The following is a 17,684-nucleotide window of genomic DNA, read 5'->3' as shown; positions in this document are numbered from 1 at the left end:
GCTCCGTACGGCCACCGCGCCGGGCCGGGCGCCCGGGCCCTTCACCGCCCTCACCGCCCGGGCGGTGCCGGGGTGTCCGGGGGTTCCGGGCGGTGTCGGGGACGTTCGGACGGTGCCGGGCGGTGCAGAGCGGTGGTCGAGAGGCCGGCACGGAACCGGCGACGCGGGCCGGGCGTGCGGGGCGGCCGTGCGGGCGGGCTCGAAGGACCGGGCCGGAGGGCCGGGCCGGAGGTGTCAGCCGCGCAGCGCCAGCGCCTGCCCCGCGACGACGAGCAGCACATGCTCGCACTCGGCGGCGAAGGCCGCGTTCAGCCGGCCCAGCTCGTCGCGGTAGCGCCGTCCGGAGGCGGTCGCCGGGACGACCCCGGACCCGACCTCGTTGCTCACCGCCACCACCGTGCGGCGGGTGGCGCGCACCGCCGCCACCAGCTCGGCGGTCCGCTCCCGCAGCGCCGTCCGGCCGTCCGCGGCCCAGACCGCGTCGTCCCACGCCCCCACCGCGTCCATGGCGTCGGTTAGCCACAGCGACAGACAGTCGATCAGCAGCGGCGGCCCCTCCGCCGCCAGCAGCGGCACCAGGTCACAGGTCTCCTCGGTCCGCCAGGAGCCCGGCCGCCGGTCCCGGTGGAGCGCCACCCGGGCCGCCCACTCCGGGTCGCCCTCCCGGGTGCCGCCGGTGGCCACGTACACCACCTCCGGGAAGGCCTCCAGTCGCCGCTCGGCCTCCACCGACTTCCCCGACCGGGCGCCGCCCAGCACCAGGGTCCGCCGGGGCAGGTCCGGTACGAAGTGGTACTCGCCGACCGTCACCGTGGTCCCGTCGGGCACCGCCCGGGCCCCCGCCGCGGCGAGCCTGCGGTGGAGTTCCGGGCCGGGCGGCACCTCGTGGCCGAGGTGCACGGCGAGCACGTCGGTGGTGGCGGACACCGCCCCCGCCGCGCGGAGCCGGGCGAGCGCGTCCGGGCGCCGCACCACGTCCAGCAGCACCAGGTCGTACGGCAGGGCCGGGGCGGTAGGGCCGGTGAGCCCGGCGGGCGCGCCGTCCGGCGGCAGGTAGAGCAGCCGGCCGCCGTCCGGGCCGGTCACCTCGTAGCCGGTGCCGGGGGAGTCCAGTGCCACGGCCCGCACCCGGTGCCCGCTGATCAGCGCCAGCTCCCGGCCGTCCGGCACCCGTCCCGGGGCGGGCAGCCCCGCGGGGTACTCCAGCGGCGGCCCGTCGTGCGGGTGCGAGAGCAGCACCTGCCGTACGCCGGTCAGCGAGTGCCCCGCGCGGGCCGCCGCGAAGGCCGGACCGGGGGTGAGGTCGAGCAGCAGCGCGCCGTCGACGAGCAGCGCGGTGGCCGCCCGCGCCGCGTCGCCGGTGGCCGCCGCGCAGGCGGCGCAGGGACAGCCGTGACGGGGCAGCCCGTCCGGTGCCCCGGTGCCCAGGAGAGTCAGTTCCACGACCTGATCGTCTCGCGCCGGGACGGGACGGGCGCGCGGGGCCGCCCCGTATGGAGGGGTGCGCCCGGCGGCCGGTCCCCTAGGCTGCCCTGGAGCACTTCGCTGATCGGCGGATGGAGGAGGCGGACGATGGCGTGGACGTGGCGGTTCGAGACGTCGGACGGTACGGAGACGGAGCCCGCGGTACAGCCCGAGGAGTTCCTCACCCAGGGGGACGCGGAGTCCTGGCTCGGGCAGGTGTGGAAGGAGCTGAAGGACGGCGGGACGGAGCAGGTGCGGCTCTACGAGGACGGCACCGAGGTCTACGGCCCGATGAGCCTGCACGACGCCTGACCGGACCGGGGCCCCGACCGGGCCGGGGCCCACGCCGGACGGCCGGTGTGCCGCGCCGGGCGGCCGGTGCCCGGGGCCGGGCGCCACGAGGCCCGGGCCCCGGGCCGGCGTCCGGGGAGTGGTGGGGGCCGGCGGTTGACGGCCGGCGTCCGAGGGCCGGTGCCGGGCGGTGCGGGTCGCGGTCCGGCCGTCCCGCCGGGCCGGGCCGCCGGGCCGTCCGTGGTCGGGACCGCCGGCGGTCGTGGTCCGGTCGATGGTCGTGGTCGGGTCGGGGGCCCGTGGTGCGGTCGGTGGGGTCCGTGGTGCGGCCGGTGGTCGGGAATTCCGGTCGGCGGACCGGGGTCCGTGGCGGGCGGGGTCGAGGCGACGCGCCGCCGGTCCGGCCGTGCCCGCCGGTCCGGGGCCGGCGCGGGCCCGGGGCTCACAGTTCGCCGAGGGTGACCCGCGCGGTGTGCCGCTCGCCGTCCCGCTCGTAGCCGACGGTGGCCTCGTCCCCCGGCTCGTGGGCCGCCAGTGCCTCGGACAGGTCGGTCATCGACCGGACCTCGGCGCCGTCCACCGCGACGATGGTGTCGCCGGCCTCGATGCCGGCCTTCGCGGCGGGCCCGTCCTCCGCGACGGAGACGACGGCCACCCCGGCGGGCTGGTAATCGTCCCCGAGCAGGGTCCGCGCGGTGATGCCCAGCGCCGCCTTGCCCGAATCGGTGACCTTGCCCTGGCTGATGATCTGGTCGGCGATGGAGGTCACCGTCGAGGAGGGGATCGCGAAGCCGATGCCGGCGGCCGCGTCCCCCAGTTCCGGGTCGGTGGCGGCGAGCGTGGGCACCCCGACGACCTGGTTGGCGAGATTGACCAGGGCGCCGCCGCTGTTCCCCGGGTTGATCGGTGCCGAGGTCTGCACCAGGTCGCTCATCATGGTCCCGGTGCCGCCGTCCGACTCCGCCCGGACCGTCCGGCCCACCGCCGAGACGATGCCCTGGGTGACGCTGCTGGACAGCCCCAGCGGGCTGCCCATGGCCAGGACGATCTGGCCGACCTCGACCTCCGAGGAGTCCGCGAAGGCGGCGGGCCGCAGCCCCTCGGGGACCTCGTCCAGCTTGATGACGGCGAGGTCCTGGTCCGGATAGCTGTAGACCAGGGACGCCGACCGGGTTCCCTTTCCGGTGGCGAGGGTGACCTCGAACTTCTCGGCGTCGCCGACCACGTGGGCGTTGGTGACCACGTGGCCCTTGCCGTCGTAGACCACGCCCGAGCCCAGGCTCTTCCCGGTGGTGATCTGCACGACCGACGGCAGCACCGCCGCCACCGTTTTCTCGTAGCCTGCCGGCGGCTCCCCCCGGCTCCGTTCGGGGGCCGAGCGGTGCGAGGAGAGCGACACCGAGGGCGGGGCGGGCGACGCCGGGCCGCCGCCCTCGTCGTCCCCTCCGAAACCGCAACCGGCGAGTCCCCCACCGGCGAGCAGGGCGACCGAGCACACCATGGCGACGGTGGACAGCGGACGCCTGCGGGAGCGAGATCCGTCCATGAGCGAAAGTGTCCCCGCACCCCCGTGCGTTGGCCATGGCTGTCGGCTGTACGGGGCAGGCGCGGGCCGAGCGGCGGACACCCCGGTCCGCGTCCCGGCCGGCCGCCCACGGGCGTACGGCGGGAGGCGCCGGCCCGTCCCGCACGGGCCCACGGGACGGGCCGGATCGCGGCCCCGGGCGGGCGCAGGGGCCCGCGGGCGCACGGGCACCCGGGCACCCGGGAACGGGCTCCCGTACGGGACGGCCGGTGCCCCTACGGGCATTCCGGCTCGTCCGGGGGCCCGGATCCCTGAGGGCGCCTCAGCCCCTACGGGCCCCCTGAGGCCACCCAAGGGTGCGTCGGCCCTACGGGTCCCCCGAGGCCACCGAGGGTGCGCCGGCCCCTACGGGGTGCCGCAGCCCCCTACGGGTCCCCTGAGCCCTCCAAGGGCGCGTCGGCCCTACGGGTCCCCCCGAGGCCACCGAGGGTGCGTCGGCCCCTACGAGCCCGGAGGGACGGCCTTCGGTCACCACGGGTACCGGCCGCCCGGCGGCGGACCGGCCGGGCGGCGGGCTCAGGAGGACGTCGCCAGCAGCTGGGTGGCCGCCAGCTCGCCGTAGAGCGGATCGGCGGCCACCAGCTCGGCGTGGGTGCCCACCGCCCGCACCCGTCCGGCCTCCATCACCACGATCCGGTCGGCCAGGGTCACCGTGGACAGCCGGTGGGCGACGACCAGCACCGTGGTGTGCCGGGCGGCCTCCGCCACGGTGTCCCGCAGCGCCTGCTCGTTGACCGCGTCCAGCTGCGAGGTGGCCTCGTCGAGCAGCAGCAGCCGGGGCCGGCGGAGCAGCGCCCGGGCTATTGCCACCCGCTGCCGCTCGCCGCCGGACAGCCGGCTGCCGCGGTGGCCCACGAGGGTGTCGAGGCCGTCCGGCAGCCGGGCCACCAGACCGTCCAGCCGGGTCCGGGCCAGCACGTCGCGGATCTCCTCGCCGGTGGCACCGGGCGCACCGAAGACCAGGTTCTCCCGCAGGGTCCCGGCGAGGACCGGGGCGTCCTGCTCCACGTAGCCGATGGCCGCCCGGAGCCGGTCCAGCGGCCAGTCCTCCACGTCCCGGCCGTCCACCAGCACCCGGCCTCCGGTGGGCCGGTAGAACCGCTCGATCAGCGCGAAGACGGTGGTCTTGCCGGCTCCCGAGGGGCCGACGAAGGCGGTCATGCCGCCGCTGGGCACGGTGAAGGACACCCCGTGGTGCACCGGGGGTGCGTCGGCACGGTAGCGGAAGCGGACCTCCTGGAACTCCACCGTCGCCGGTCCGGCCGCCGTCCCCGGTCCGACCGCCGCCCTCGACGTGGCATCCGCCCGCGACTCGGCCACCGCCCCCGGCCCCGTCGCTTCCGCCGCGGCCGGGGAGGCCGCGTCCGCCGCCGGCGCCCCGGTCCCGGTCCCGGCCCCGGTTCCAGCCCCGGCCCCGGCCCCGGTTCCGGCCCTGGTTCCGGTCCCGCGCGTCGTCTCCGGCCCGGGGGGGCGCCGGCCGGGTCGGGGGTGCCGGCCGGGTCGGGGGGCAGGGCTCCGGTTCGGTCTCCAGCCGCTCCACCTCGTGGATGCGGGCGACCGCCGCCGCTCCGACCTGGTACTCCGAGACCGCGTCGACCAGCTGGGACACCGGTTCGATCAGATAGAACAGGAAGAGCAGGAAGGCCACCAGGGTGGCGACATCGGTGGCCCCGGAGGCCACCCGGGCCCCGCCGATCCCCAGCACCGCCAGGAACGACACCTGTACCGCCAGGCCCACCGACGACCAGGCCACCGCCTGCCACTTCGCGGCCCGCACCCCGTGCCGCCACGCCTCCTCGGTGGCCGCCCACACGGTCTCCGTCTCCCGCCGCTCCGCGCCGGACGCCTTGATGGTGCGGAAGGCCCCGAGGGCCCGCTCCAGCACGGTGGAGACCTCGCCCACCGCCTCCTGCGCCTGCTTGGCGGACCGGGCGATCCGGGGCATCACCAGCCCCAGGGAACCCCCGATGAGCACCATGACGCCGAGGGTGACGGCCAGCAGCACCAGGTCCATCAGGGCCATCATCACCACCGTCGCCACCAGCGTCAGCCCGCCGGTGACCAGCGACACCAGCGACCGGGTGGTCACCGCGCGGAGCAGCGTGGTGTCCGAGGTGACGCGGGACATCAGGTCACCGGGCTGGACGCGGTCCGCCTCGGGCACCCGCAGCCGCAGCAGCCGGGCCACCAGCCGCCGGCGGGCGGAGAGCACGATGGACTCCGCGGTGCGCTCCAGGACGTAGGCGCCCACCGACTCGACGGCAGTGCCCACCACCACCAGCACGGTGAGCAGCACCAGCACCCCTGCCACCGACTCGTCCTCGCCGAGCCGGGACACCAGGGCCTTCGCCGCCAGCGGCTGGGCCAGCCCGGTCACCGCGCCCACCAGGGCGCACACCCCGGCCAGCAGGATCGCGGCCCGGTGCGGACGGATGTGGCCGTACATGACGCGCCAGGTCTCCCGGGCCGGCAACAGCGGGGGCGACGGCGGTGCGGCGGCCCCGTCCGTCCCGGCCCCGTCCGTCCCTCCGCCGGGCGCGGCCTCCGCGTCCGGCCCCGGGGCCCCGGCCGGCGCGGTGGGCGCGGACGGTGCGGTGCCCCGGTCGGCTGCCGCACCGGGACGGTCGTCGTCGGGGGTACCGGCGGAATCCCGGCCGGGCCGGCGGAGGGGGCGGGGTACGCGGGCGGGGCGGCCGGGGTCCGGCGCCGCGCCGGGGGTCGGATCAGCTCTACACGACCGAGGACGCCGCCGCGCCGTGATCACCTGACCGGGCGCCGGACACGGCCCCGGGGTCCGCCCCCGACGTCCGGGAGAGGGGCGGGGAGGGGGGTGCCGTACGGCAGGGAGGGACCCGCGTCCCCGCCGGTGCCGGGCAAGCACCGCCCGGGACCCCGGAAGCCTGCGGCCGAGCGGGGAAGGCGTGCCGCCGCCGGGGGAGGAACCCTCGCGAGGGAGGGACCGCCGCGGGGTGCTGGACGAAAACACCCGGCGAACCAGGAACACCAGCGGGCCGGAACACCGCCGAGGCAGAACCACCGCCGGACCCGGAACCACCGCCGAGGAGACGGCCGCCCGCCCGGCCGGGGGACACCCGGGCCGGGGACAGGAACCCGGCCCGCTCAGCTCCCGCGTACCCCGCGCGCGCAGGCTCAGCTCCGGCGTACCCCGCACAGGTGGAGCAGCGCGGCGACCGCGCGGTACGGGTCGGTGCGTCCGGCGCGTTCCTCCGCCGCCAGCAGCCGTTCCAGCACCTCCGGCGCCGGCGGGGGCCGGTCGTCGGCCACCGGGTCGGTGAAGAGCCGCACCCCGTACCAGCGGTCCAGCGGTGCGCCGACCCCGGTGAGCGCCGCGGACAGGTCCGTCAGCCGGTCGGCGCGCACCGGCAGCCCGAGGCGGCTGGTGTACGTGGTGGAGCCGAAGGCGGCCAGGGCGGCGTCCCAGTCCCCGGCCAGGCCCGGCCGGAGGGCGAGCGCGTCGGCGTTCCGTACCACCAGCGACAGCAGGCCGCCGGCTGCCAGCACCCGCGCGAGGCCGGCGAGGACGGGGGCCGGCTCCGGCACGTACATCAGCACCCCGTGGCAGAGCACCACGTCGAAGGTGCCGGGCGGGAAGTGTGCGCCGATGTCCCGCGCGTCACCCTGGACCAGCCGTATCCGCTCCTGGATGCCGGCCGGCTCCCGGGCCACCGCGGCGCGCGCCGCGGCCAGGGCGGCCGGGTCGGGCTCCAGGGCGGTCACCTCGTGGCCGGCCCGGGCCAGCCGCAGCGCCTGGACGCCCTGGCCGAGGCCCGCGTCGAGCACCCGCAGCCGCCGGCCCACCGGATGGTGGGCGGCGATGCGCTCGTCGAGCTGGCGGGCCACCAGCTCCTGCCGCACGACGGTCCGCAGTCCGCCGGACGGTCCGCCCGGCCGGGCCCGCGCCCCGTCCGTGACCCACTCGGGGTCGGTGTTCAGGGCCGCTCCCCGCGCTTGACCTGGGGCTTGGGCAGCCGCAGCCGGCGCATCTGCAGGGTGCGCATCAGGGCGTACGGCACCGCGCCGCGCAGGTTCTCGCCGGGGAACCGCTTGCGCAGCTGACGCTTGAGCTGGATGGCGATGACCACGGAGTTCACCACGATCAGCAGGATGACCAGCATCCACATCAGCAGCACGTACGTCTGCATGGCGCCCGCCTGGATCATGCTGAGCACCAGGATGATCACCGCGAGCGGCAGGAAGAACTCGGCCACCACGAAGCGGGAGTCCACGTAGTCACGGGCGAACCGTCGCACCGGGCCCTTGTCCCGGGCGGGCAGGTACCGCTCGTCACCGCTGGCCAGGGCCTCGCGCTGGCGGGCGAGGTCCGCGCGCCGGGCCTCCCGCTGCCGGCGGGCGGCCTCCTTGCGGTTGGTCGGCGTCTGCGCCAGGCTGCGGCGCTGCGTCTGGGCCTCACTCCGCTTGGGGGTGGGGCGGCCCTTGGGCGCCTGCGGGTCACGGGGCTGCTGCGGCCGGTCCGCGGTCACCTTGGTGGGCGCGGCCTGCTCGTCCTTGGAACGGCTTCGGAACACAGGACCCAAGGGTACGGGGTTTTCCTGGTGTGGACCCCAGGCCCAGCGGGAACGATCCGGCAACGGCGGGTGCCGGGCCACCGCCCGTCCCCGGCCGCGGAGGCCGCACGCGGCGGCGGTGCGCGGCGGGGGCCGACGTGGCGGCAGGACGCGGGTGGGACGTACGGGGTGGCGGTTCGGGGCGGCACGGGCGGCGGGGACGGGCCCCGGTGCGCACCCCCCGCCGGGCATCTACACCCTGCGCCGGAGACGCCGCCGGTGGCGATCGTTCTGCAGGAGGAGCACGAGAGGCGGTGAACAGTGCGGTAATGGAAGGAGGGCCCGTACGCTGGGTCTGACAGGTGTGCCGGAGTTCTCGTCCGTCAGAAGGGGGCGCGCGAAGCCCATGAGCGGTGTCATGAAGCGTATGGGGATGATCTTCCGCGCGAAGGCCAACAAGGCCCTTGACCGGGCCGAGGACCCGCGCGAGACCCTCGACTACTCGTACCAGAAGCAGCTGGAGCTGCTGCAGAAGGTGCGCCGCGGCGTGGCCGACGTGGCCACCTCCCGCAAGCGGCTCGAACTGCAGCTCAACCAGTTGCAGAACCAGTCGGCCAAGCTGGAGGAGCAGGGCCGCAAGGCGCTCGCGCTGGGCCGCGAGGACCTGGCGCGCGAGGCGCTGTCCCGTCGCGCGGCGCTCCAGCAGCAGGCCGCCGACCTGGAGGTGCAGCACCAGACGCTCCAGGGCGAGGAGGAGAAGCTGACCCTGGCCGCGCAGCGCCTGCAGGCCAAGGTGGACGCCTTCCGCACCCGCAAGGAGACGATCAAGGCCACCTACACCGCCGCCCAGGCGCAGACCCGGATCGGCGAGGCGTTCTCCGGCATCTCCGAGGAGATGGGCGACGTCGGCATGGCGATCCAGCGCGCCGAGGACAAGACCGCGCAGATGCAGGCACGGGCCGGCGCCATCGACGAGCTGCTCGCCTCCGGCGCGCTGGACGACCCGACCGGCATGGCGAAGGACGACATCACCGCCGAGCTGGAGCGCATCTCCGGCGGCGCGGACGTGGAGATCGAGCTCCAGCGGATGAAGGCCGAACTGGCGGGCGGCAGCGGAGGCCAGCAGGCTATTGAGGGCGGCAGGCCGAACCCGGCCGAGCAGCCGCGGACGGAAACCACCAAGTTCGACAAGCGGTAGCGGCCCCTGGTGACCGCCGGGCCGGCGGAACCTCGCCGGGCGCCATCTTCCGAGGAGGCGTCGTGATCGTACGCATCATGGGGGAGGGGCAGCTGGAGCTGGCGGACAGCCACCTCTCCGGTCTGAACCGGCTCGACGACGAGTTGCTCACCGAGATGGAGGGCGGGGACGAGGAGGGCTTCCGGCGCACCCTGGCCGCCCTCCTGGACGCCGTACGCAGCCTCGGCACACCGCTGCCCGACGACTCCCTGGAGCCCTCCGAGCTGATCCTGCCCGCCCCCGACGCGACGCTGGACGACGTCCGCCGGATGCTCACCGACGACGGTCTGATCCCCGGCACGGTCTGATCACGGCACGCTCCGGTCCCGGGGCGGTCCGGTCCCGGCGCCGTCCGGCCGCGGACCCGGTGACCCGGCCGCGGACGCCGTGACCCGGCCGCCCGCCGGGACCGTGCCACCGGTGTCCACCGGGCGCGGGCGCCACCGCCGGACACCGGGCGCCGGACCGCTGCCGACGCGGCGGAAGGCCGGTGCCGTCCGGCCGGGGGCCGGGGCCACTGGGGGCCACTGGGAGCCGCCGGGCGCACCGCATACGGTGGGGTGCCGTGAGCTCCTTCACCGTCGGGCCGGGGCTGGCCCGCCCGCACCGCTGGCTGCGCGCGCACCCGTACGCCCTGGACACGCTGGTGGCGCTGGGCGTCTTCGCCACCGTCCTGGTCGTCTCGGTGAGCAACTCCGGCCACGCCCCGAAGACCAGCCCGGTCGGTCCCGCCTTCGTCCTCATCAGCGCCGCGGCCTCGGCGGCGCTGGTGCTGCGCGGCCGCTACCCGCGCAGCGTGCTCGCCCTGACCAGTGCGCTGACCGCCGTCGAACTGGCCACCGGGGGCGGGCCCGACCTGGCGCCGCGCACCGCCATCGTGCTGAGCGTGGTGGTGGCGCTGTACACCGTGGCGTCCCGCACCGACCGTCCCACCACCCGCCGGATCGGGGCCGCGACCATCGTGGCCGTCACCGGCAGCGCCATGCTCTTCGGCATGCGGCCCTGGTACGCGGCGGAGAACCTGGGCCTCTTCGCCTGGACGGGGATGGCGGCGGCGGCCGGGGACGCGGTGCGCAGCCGCCGCGCCTACGTGGCGGCGATAGAGGAGCGCGCGGTGCGCGCCGAGCAGACCCGCGAGGAGGAGGCCCGGCGGCGGGTGGCCGAGGAGCGGCTGCGCATCGCCCGGGAGCTGCACGACGTGGTGGCCCACCACATCGCCCTGGTCAACGTGCAGGCCGGGGTGGCCTCGCACGTCATGGAGAGCCGCCCGGACCAGGCGAAACAGGCGCTGGCCCACGTCCGTGAGGCGAGCCGGTCGGCGCTGGACGAACTGCGCGCCACGGTCGGCCTGCTGCGGCAGTACGGGGACCCGGCCGCCCCCACCGAACCGGCGCCGGGCCTGGGCCTGCTGGACCAGCTCGTCCAGGGCTTCGTCCGGACCGGACTCACCGTGGAGGTGGTCATGGACCCGGCCGGCGCCCCCGGTCCGCTGCCCGCCGCGGTGGACCTCACCGCCTACCGGGTGGTGCAGGAGGCGCTGACCAATGTGCACAAGCACGCCGGCCCGCAGGCGAGCGCCCGGGTGCTCATCGTCCGCCGGTCCGCGGTGCTGGAGGTCTCCGTGCTGGACGACGGGCCGCCCGCCTCCGACGGATGGGGCGAGGTGGGCACGGCCGGCCGGGGCACGGCCGGCGGCGGTGCCCCGGCGCGCCCCGGCCGCCCCGCGCCGCCGGCGGCCCGCAGCGGCGACGGCGGCGGGCACGGCCTGATCGGCATGCGGGAGCGGGTCGCGGCGCTCGGCGGGGAGTGCGAAGCGGGACCCCGGCCGCAGGGCGGCTTCGGGGTCCGGGTGAGACTTCCCCTGCAGGCCCGCACGGGAGGGGAGCCCCAATGACGATCAAGGTGTTGCTCGCGGACGACCAGGCACTGCTGCGCAGCGCGTTCCGGATACTGGTGGACTCCGAACCGGACATGGAGGTGGTCGGCGAGGCGTCCGACGGGGCCCAGGCGGTGGCGCTCGCCCGTTCCGAGGGGGCCGACGTGGTGCTGATGGACATCCGGATGCCCGGCACCGACGGGCTCGCGGCCACCCGCATGATCAGCCAGGACCCGGCGCTGACCGGGGTGCGGGTGGTCATGCTGACCACCTTCGAGGTGGACGAGTACGTGGTGGAGTCGCTGCGCGCCGGGGCCAGCGGCTTCCTGGGCAAGGGCGCCGAGCCCGACGAGCTGCTCGCCGCCATCCGGATCGCGGCGGGCGGCGAGGCGCTGCTGTCCCCGGCCGCCACCAAGGGGCTGATCGCCCGGTTCCTGGCCCAGGGCGGCGGTGCCGACCCGGCGGGCGCGTACGACGCCAGCCGGCTGGAGGCGCTGACCGGGCGGGAGCGGGAGGTGCTGGTGCAGGTCGCCGGCGGACTGTCCAACGACGAGATCGCCGACCGCCTCCAGGTCAGCCCGCTCACCGTCAAGACACATGTGAACCGGGCGATGGCCAAGCTGGGCGCCCGGGACCGGGCCCAGCTGGTCGTCATCTCCTACGAGACCGGACTGGTGCGGCCCCGGGTCTGAGCCCGGACCGGGCGGGTGCCGTGCGCCCCGGTGGCCGGGAGGGTGACGGTAGAGCACGGGCGCTCGCCGGGCGGGCCGGTGTGCGCGGACGTACGGGCGGGCAGGGCGGTCCGGGACCGTACGCCGGGCGGGGGATTCCGCGGGCAACCGGCGCGGCGGCGCGGGCCGCCGGGGTGCCGCCCGGGTCGGCTGAGGGGTGAGACGGTCACCGACCCCGGGAGTGCGCCATGACACCGGTCCACTGGGCCTTCATCCACCAGACCGACGGGGCCGACCCCGGCCGGGACAGCCGGACGGTGGTCATCGGCGGCTGCCGCGTCGAGCTGGTCGCCGTGGGCACCCACGACCAGGCGGTCCCGGTGGCGCGGGACCTGGCCGCGCGCGGGGTGCAGCTGATCGAGCTGTGCGGCGGCTTCGGCGCGGTGTGGACGGCCCGGGTGATCGAGGCGGTGGAGGGGCGGGTGCCGGTCGGCGCGGTCACCTACGGCGCGGAGTCGCTCGCGGGGTTGCGCGCCGTCTTCCCCTGACCGTCCCCCGCCGGACCGGGGCCGCACCGCGGGCGGCACCGGCCGACGCGGGATCCGGCCGACGCCGGACCCGGCGGGCGTCGCCGCCCTCGCGGGCCGGGTCACCGGCCGTAACCCCCGGCAGGACCGGGGTCCCGCGGCCCGGGCGGATGGCGGGCGGCCCGGGCGGATGGCGGGCGGCCCGGGCGGAGGGCAGGCGGCCCGCGGGTCTCCCCGCGGGCCGTCCGGGGCCCCGGCGGTTACGGGAGCGCGAGCATGCGCTCCAGGGCCAGCTTGGCGAAGTGCTCGGTCTCCTTGTCCACCTGGATGCGGTTGACGACCTTCCCGGCCGCCAGCGACTCCAGCGCCCACACCAGGTGCGGCAGGTCGATCCGGTTCATCGTGGAGCAGAAGCAGACCGTCTTGTCGAGGAAGACGACCTCCTTGCCCTGGTCGGCGAAACGGTTCGCCAGCCGGCGCACCAGGTTCAGCTCGGTGCCGATCGCCCACTTGGAACCGGCCGGCGCCGCCTCCAGGGTCTTGATGATGTACTCGGTGGACCCGACGTGATCCGCCGCCGCCACGACCTCGTGCCGGCACTCCGGGTGCACCAGGACGTTGACGCCCGGGATGCGCTCCCGCACGTCGTTGACCGACTCCAGCGAGAACCGGCCGTGCACCGAGCAGTGGCCGCGCCACAGGATCATCCGGGCGCCGCGCAGTTCCTCGTCGGTCAGCCCGCCGTTCGGCTTGTGCGGGTTGTAGACGACGCAGTCGTCCAGGGACATCCCCATGTCGCGCACCGCGGTGTTCCGGCCCAGGTGCTGGTCGGGGAGGAAAAGCACCTTCTCGCCCTGTTCGAACGCCCAGTCCAGCGCCCGCTTGGCGTTGGACGAGGTGCAGATGGTGCCCCCGTGCCGGCCGGTGAACGCCTTGATGTCGGCCGAGGAGTTCATGTACGACACCGGCACGGTGACCTCGGCGACGCCCGCCTCGGCGAGCCGGTCCCAGCACTCGGCGACCTGCTCGGCGGTGGCCATGTCGGCCATCGAACAGCCGGCCGCCAGGTCCGGGAGGATGACCTGCTGGTCGTCGCCGGTGAGGATGTCCGCGGACTCGGCCATGAAGTGCACACCGCAGAAGACGATGTACTCCGCGTCCGGCCGGGCGGCGGCGTCCCGGGCGAGTTTGAAGGAGTCGCCGGTCACATCGGCGAACTCGATGACCTCGTCGCGCTGGTAGTGGTGGCCGAGGACGAACACCTTCTCCCCGAGCTTCGCCTTGGCCGCGCGGGCGCGCTCCACCAGGTCCGGGTCGGAGGGCGCGGGCAGGTCGCCGGGGCACTCCACACCGCGCTCGCTCCTGGGGTCGGCCTCGCGACCGAGCAGCAGGAGGGCGAGCGGGGACGGCTGGACGTCGAGGGGCTGGGCGGTGGTCACGACACGCACCCTTCTTTCTTCTCTGCGGGGGAGCCTCGGGACGAGGCTTGTCGTCAAAATGACGCTATCTATCATAACCGCTTCGCGTCACGTTGACGATGGCCATCGCGTCGATGTGACGCACTCCCGGGCGCCGGACCGGTGTGCGAGCATGAAGGGCACGACGGAAATGCCGGGACCCGGAATGAAACCGGGTTGCCGTTGGTTTCCGCCCACGGCAAGCAGTCCGTACGACCCGGGAGAGATGCAGATGACCGTTCAGGACGAGACCACCGCGAGCGAGGGCATCATCCTGTCCGACGCCGCCGCGTCGAAGGTCAAGAGCCTGCTGGAGCAGGAAGGCCGTGACGACCTCGCGCTGCGCGTCGCCGTCCAGCCCGGCGGTTGCTCCGGCCTGCGCTACCAGCTCTTCTTCGACGAGCGCTCGCTCGACGGTGACGTGGTGAAGGACTTCGACGGCGTCAAGGTCGTCACCGACCGCATGAGCGCCCCGTACCTGAGCGGCGCCTCCATCGACTTCGTGGACACCATCGAGAAGCAGGGCTTCACGATCGACAACCCGAACGCGACCGGTTCCTGCGCCTGCGGCGACTCCTTCAGCTGAGCCTCCGCACGGTACGGCATGCGGCACGAGGCGGTGGTCCCCGACGGGGCCACCGCCTCGGCGTTGTCCGGCGGTACGCCCGGGCCCGCCCCGGCGGTCGCCGAGCCCGGTGCCGCGCCGCCCGTGCGTACCGTGCCGCGCGTACGCATGTGCCGCCTGTGTGCTCCGCGCCGCCTGCACGCGCCGCGGTGACCGCATGCGTTGCGGTGGCCGTGTCCGCTGCGCTGGCGGGGCGGTCCGGACGGGGCGGTCCGGAACCCACCGCCCGGCGGCCCCGGCGGTTACCGGATCCGTGCCGGTCCGGTGCGGACGGCAGCCGGACCGCGCCGGTGTCCGGCCGGCCCGCAGGCCGGGGAGCCGCCCGCCCGGCCGGTCCGCCGGGAAGCCACCCGCCCGGCCGGTCAGGAAGCCGGGAGCCGCTCGCCGGTGGCGGCGTCCACCACCTCCCGCTCACCCAGCGGCCGGTCCAGCGCCACCGCCACCTCCCGCTCCTCGGCGACCGCGGCACACACCCGGCCGGGCCGGTCGGGCGTGCCGGTGAGCCGGACCGACACCCGCTCCGCGGACTCCCGCGCGGTGGCGGAGTACGTGGTGCACAGCCCGCCGTGGAACCGGAGCACCAGCTTGCCGCCGGTGGCCCGGTAGCCGGTGACCAGCTCGGTGACGTCCCGCCCGCCCGGCTTCAGCGCGGTACCGGAAGCCTCCGGCGGGATCCGGCCCGGTTCCTCCCGGGCGGTGTCCGGCGCCGACGCCCCGGCGATGTACTCAGGGGCGAGAGCCGGAACGGTGAAGGTGTCCGGGCCCGGTTCACCGGAGCCGGCCGGTCCCACCGAGTAGATCCACGACGGCACCAGGGACTGCCGCCCGGCCACATGGGTCGCGGCCAGCCCGAACCGCGCCGAGACCGGCAGCGGCTCCGCCGGCGCGGGCGGGGACCCGGTGCGCGCGCCCGGGGCGCAGGGTCCGCTGCTCCGGGGGGTGTCCGGGCCGTCGGCGGCGCCTTCGTCCACCGGTGCCGGGCCGGTGTCCGCCGGCTCCGTCCGTCCCCCGCCCGCCGGGCCCTTGCGCGTCTCGCCGCCCTGGTGCGGCACCGGGGTGGCACAGTCACCGGTCCCGCCGGGAGCCGGGACCGCCGGGCCGGCACCGCCGTGCCGGCGGAGCGCGTCCTCCGCCCCGACCAGCGGATACTCCTCGGTGCGGGCCAGCTCCGCCAGCATCCCGTTGCCGCCGACCAGCCGTCCGTCGGCACCGACCTCCAGGTTCGTCTGCCAGCCGTGGGTGGGCAGCCCGTCCATCACCGGGGAGGCCGTCACCACCCGGACCGCCCCGTGCAGCTGCCAGGCGTCCAGCTCGGCGCCGCCCAGACCCAGCACGTCCAGCACCGGCCCGGCGACCCGCTTCGCCCGCTCCTCCGACACCGCCTCGCCCGGTCCCGCCCCGTCACCCGGCTCCGTCCGGACGCCCGGTGCCGGTCCGGCGGTCGGTTCCGCCCCGGTGCGTGGTTCCGCCCCGGCGTCCGGACGGGCACCCGGCGTCCGTCCCCCGTCCGCACCGGAGCCGTCGCCGGTGCCACGCGCCGCCGACGCGGAGTCCGAGGCGGCGGCGGGACCGGCCGGTGACGCCGGGCCGGACCGGGTGGCGGGGGCCTCGGGCCGGTCTCCGCCGGGCGTCCCGTGCGCGGAGTACGACCAGCCGCCCGGGGCCTCTCGGCTCACCCGGAGCGTCGGGCTCATCCCGTCCCGGGTGCCGCCCACCGTCCAGACCGTGTCGCCGGCGCGCGGGGTGCCCGGCACGTCCAGGGCCTTCGCCAGCCGCGCCACCTCGTCCCGCTCCACCGTCCCGGTCGCCAGCCAGGCCGGTGCCGACGCGGGGCCCGTGGGCACCTCGCCGCGCACCTGGTAGCGGGTGCCGTACGGGCTCGGCTCGCCGATCGCGATGCCCTTCGGGCCGTCTCCCCGCTCACCCGGCCGGCCCCGGTCGCCGTAGCCGTCGAGGGCGAGCGGGGCGGGCGAACCGCTCGCCTTCCGGCCGGCCGGTCCGTCACCCGCCGCCGACGCCCACCAGGTGCCACCGCCGCCGATCAGCAGCACGGCGGCGGCGACCGAGGCGGCGACCGGGGGCGAGAACCGGCGCCGCGCCGGGGCACCACGACCGGCCCCGTCCCGAGCCGAACCGTCGTCCCCGGCCCCGCCGTCGTCCCCGGCCTCGCCGTCGTCCCCGGCCTCGCCGTCGTCCCCGGCCTCGCCGTCGTCCGCCGCCACCGTGCCGCGAGCCGCCTCCTGGTCCGGCGTCACCTCCGGGCCGCCGGCCCCGTCCTGGCCGGCGGACACGTCGTTGCCGGAAGCCGTTTCCCGCTCCGGGGGCGCGTCGCGGCCGGAGGGCGTGTCCCGGCCCGGGGGCGTGTCCCGGCCCGGGCCGGCGTCCCGTCCGGCGTCCGTCTTCGCGCCGGAGCCCGCCTCGCCGGGATCCTCGACGGTTGTCTCACCGCTGCCGCTGCCGCCGGCGCTGCCGCCGGCGCTGCCGCCGGCCGCACCGTCACCGTCGGTCGGTGTGTCCCTCTTCACGGTCCGGTCGCCGCCGGGGCGGGCGGCGTGGCCGGCGGTTCCGTCGCCGCCGGGCGTCCCGGGGATGTCTTCGCTCGTGCTGCCCACCGCTGCGCTCCTCCGCTGCTCCGTCCGGTGCGCCCGGTCCTCCGCCGGACGTCCCACGGCATGACGCCGGGGGCCGCCCGTCGGTGAGGCCGGACGCCGGTGGGACGGGCCCCGGGGGCGAGCGGTTCCCGGTCGCCTCGGAACGGCGGCGGTGAACGGTGCGCGGAACGCGGGAGCGCCGAGGAACGGCGGGACGGAGGCGGCCCGGAGGGCAGCGCAGGAACGGCAGAAACGGCAGCGCCGGGAAACGACAGGGCGGGAACGGCGGAACGGGGCGCGGTGGGGGTAAGAGGAGACGACGGGCCGGGGAGAGGCGGGAGCGAGACGGCGTGGGCCGAGGGGCGGTGGGGCCGGCCCGTGGGACACCGGCCGCCGCGGCCGCCCCGAGCGGCGTGGGCCGGGACCGCTACCGGCCGCCCCGGGCCGGGGGAGGTCAGCCGGACCGGGGCGGCGGGGGAGCGGGACTCAGTCGCCGTACTCCGACATGGCGTCCAGCAGATGGGCGGAACGGTCGGGCACCGACACCCCGCGGATCAGCGACGGCGGGACGGGGGAGGGCGCCGGCGCGGCCGCCGGGGCCGACCAGTGCGGGGCCATCCGCGCGCAGTCACCGCGCAGCTGGGCCAGCGACTCCGCACCGCCCTCCGGCAGGGGTTCCCCCGGTTCGGCGGCGCCGGTGGCGCGGACGGTGGCGGCGGGGGCGGGCTTCGGCATACGGCACTCCAGATCCGGGGGGCCGTACGGTGCGGCCCCGTACCAGGTCACCGTACGCAGTGACCCGGTGGCGAAAAAAGACCTACTATCGGGTAGTTT

General features: G+C 76.6%; 14 protein-coding genes and 1 pseudogene. 7 read left to right on the top strand and 8 right to left on the bottom strand.

Going from position 1 to position 17,684, the window contains the following annotated elements:
* Window positions 1-234: 234 nt before the first annotated feature.
* The gene (locus IHE55_RS06550) at window positions 235-1,443 is read right to left on the bottom strand and encodes a bifunctional adenosylcobinamide kinase/adenosylcobinamide-phosphate guanylyltransferase (protein WP_197988169.1); all 1,209 of its coding nucleotides are present in this window, start codon (window positions 1,441-1,443) and stop codon (window positions 235-237) included.
* 129 nt (window positions 1,444-1,572) lie between these two features.
* Between IHE55_RS06550 and IHE55_RS06545 the strand changes: the two genes are divergently transcribed.
* Entirely contained in the window at window positions 1,573-1,776 is a 204-nt protein-coding gene (locus IHE55_RS06545) for a hypothetical protein (protein ID WP_197988168.1), read from the top strand.
* 421 nt (window positions 1,777-2,197) lie between these two features.
* On the opposite strand, the gene IHE55_RS06540 is transcribed toward IHE55_RS06545, so the two are convergent.
* The 4 genes and pseudogenes from IHE55_RS06540 to IHE55_RS06520 all read right to left on the bottom strand — a co-directional run bounded on the left by IHE55_RS06540 (window position 2,198) and on the right by IHE55_RS06520 (window position 7,887).
* The gene (locus tag IHE55_RS06540; protein ID WP_197988167.1) at window positions 2,198-3,301 is read right to left on the bottom strand and encodes a S1C family serine protease; all 1,104 of its coding nucleotides are present in this window, start codon (window positions 3,299-3,301) and stop codon (window positions 2,198-2,200) included.
* A 561-nt stretch (window positions 3,302-3,862) separates the two neighbouring features.
* Window positions 3,863-5,786: pseudogene (locus tag IHE55_RS33005) on the bottom strand (ABC transporter ATP-binding protein); the annotation flags it as partial.
* 704 nt (window positions 5,787-6,490) lie between these two features.
* A complete protein-coding gene (locus tag IHE55_RS06525) occupies window positions 6,491-7,216 on the bottom strand; it encodes a class I SAM-dependent methyltransferase (protein ID WP_372442635.1) in 726 nt (241 codons plus the stop codon).
* Window positions 7,217-7,290: 74 nt separating this feature from the next.
* Window positions 7,291-7,887, bottom strand: coding sequence for a DUF3043 domain-containing protein (locus IHE55_RS06520; RefSeq protein ID WP_197988166.1), 597 nt, complete (start codon window positions 7,885-7,887; stop codon window positions 7,291-7,293).
* A gap of 385 nt (window positions 7,888-8,272) precedes the next feature.
* On the opposite strand from IHE55_RS06520, the gene IHE55_RS06515 reads away from it, so the two are divergent.
* The 5 genes from IHE55_RS06515 (at window position 8,273) to IHE55_RS06495 (ending at window position 12,198) form a co-directional block, all read left to right on the top strand.
* Window positions 8,273-9,064: a PspA/IM30 family protein gene (locus IHE55_RS06515; RefSeq protein WP_197988165.1), complete on the top strand. Its 792-nt coding sequence runs from the start codon at window positions 8,273-8,275 to the stop codon at window positions 9,062-9,064.
* Window positions 9,065-9,126: 62 nt separating this feature from the next.
* Window positions 9,127-9,411, top strand: a complete 285-nt coding sequence (gene pspAA / locus IHE55_RS06510; protein WP_197988164.1) for a PspA-associated protein PspAA — start codon at window positions 9,127-9,129, stop codon at window positions 9,409-9,411.
* Between the two features lie 257 nt (window positions 9,412-9,668).
* On the top strand, window positions 9,669-10,997 hold the full coding sequence (locus tag IHE55_RS06505) for a sensor histidine kinase (protein ID WP_197988163.1): 1,329 nt from the start codon (window positions 9,669-9,671) through the stop codon (window positions 10,995-10,997).
* The gene (locus IHE55_RS06500; protein WP_197988162.1) at window positions 10,994-11,671 is read left to right on the top strand and encodes a response regulator; all 678 of its coding nucleotides are present in this window, start codon (window positions 10,994-10,996) and stop codon (window positions 11,669-11,671) included. Before IHE55_RS06505 ends, IHE55_RS06500 begins: the two co-directional genes overlap by 4 nt.
* Before the next feature lie 227 nt (window positions 11,672-11,898).
* A complete protein-coding gene (locus tag IHE55_RS06495) occupies window positions 11,899-12,198 on the top strand; it encodes a DUF6506 family protein (RefSeq protein ID WP_197988161.1) in 300 nt (99 codons plus the stop codon).
* 239 nt (window positions 12,199-12,437) lie between these two features.
* Here IHE55_RS06495 and nadA read toward each other — a convergent pair whose 3' ends face one another.
* Entirely contained in the window at window positions 12,438-13,616 is a 1,179-nt protein-coding gene (nadA, locus tag IHE55_RS06490) for a quinolinate synthase NadA (protein ID WP_197988160.1), read from the bottom strand.
* A gap of 250 nt (window positions 13,617-13,866) precedes the next feature.
* Between nadA and erpA the strand changes: the two genes are divergently transcribed.
* Window positions 13,867-14,220 carry an iron-sulfur cluster insertion protein ErpA gene (erpA, locus tag IHE55_RS06485; protein ID WP_197988159.1) on the top strand — a complete coding sequence of 118 codons (354 nt, stop codon included), beginning with the start codon at window positions 13,867-13,869 and terminating at the stop codon, window positions 14,218-14,220.
* Between the two features lie 401 nt (window positions 14,221-14,621).
* Here the strand turns inward: erpA and IHE55_RS06480 are convergent, their stop codons facing one another.
* On the bottom strand, window positions 14,622-16,871 hold the full coding sequence (locus IHE55_RS06480) for a hypothetical protein (protein ID WP_197988158.1): 2,250 nt from the start codon (window positions 16,869-16,871) through the stop codon (window positions 14,622-14,624).
* A 465-nt stretch (window positions 16,872-17,336) separates the two neighbouring features.
* The gene (locus tag IHE55_RS06475; RefSeq protein WP_232265469.1) at window positions 17,337-17,585 is read right to left on the bottom strand and encodes a hypothetical protein; all 249 of its coding nucleotides are present in this window, start codon (window positions 17,583-17,585) and stop codon (window positions 17,337-17,339) included.
* Between the last annotated feature and the right edge of the window lie 99 nt (window positions 17,586-17,684).

Source organism: Streptomyces pactum (assembly GCF_016031615.1).
GTDB classification, from domain to species: domain Bacteria; phylum Actinomycetota; class Actinomycetes; order Streptomycetales; family Streptomycetaceae; genus Streptomyces; species Streptomyces pactus.
This window is presented reverse-complemented; position numbering and strand designations above follow the sequence as displayed.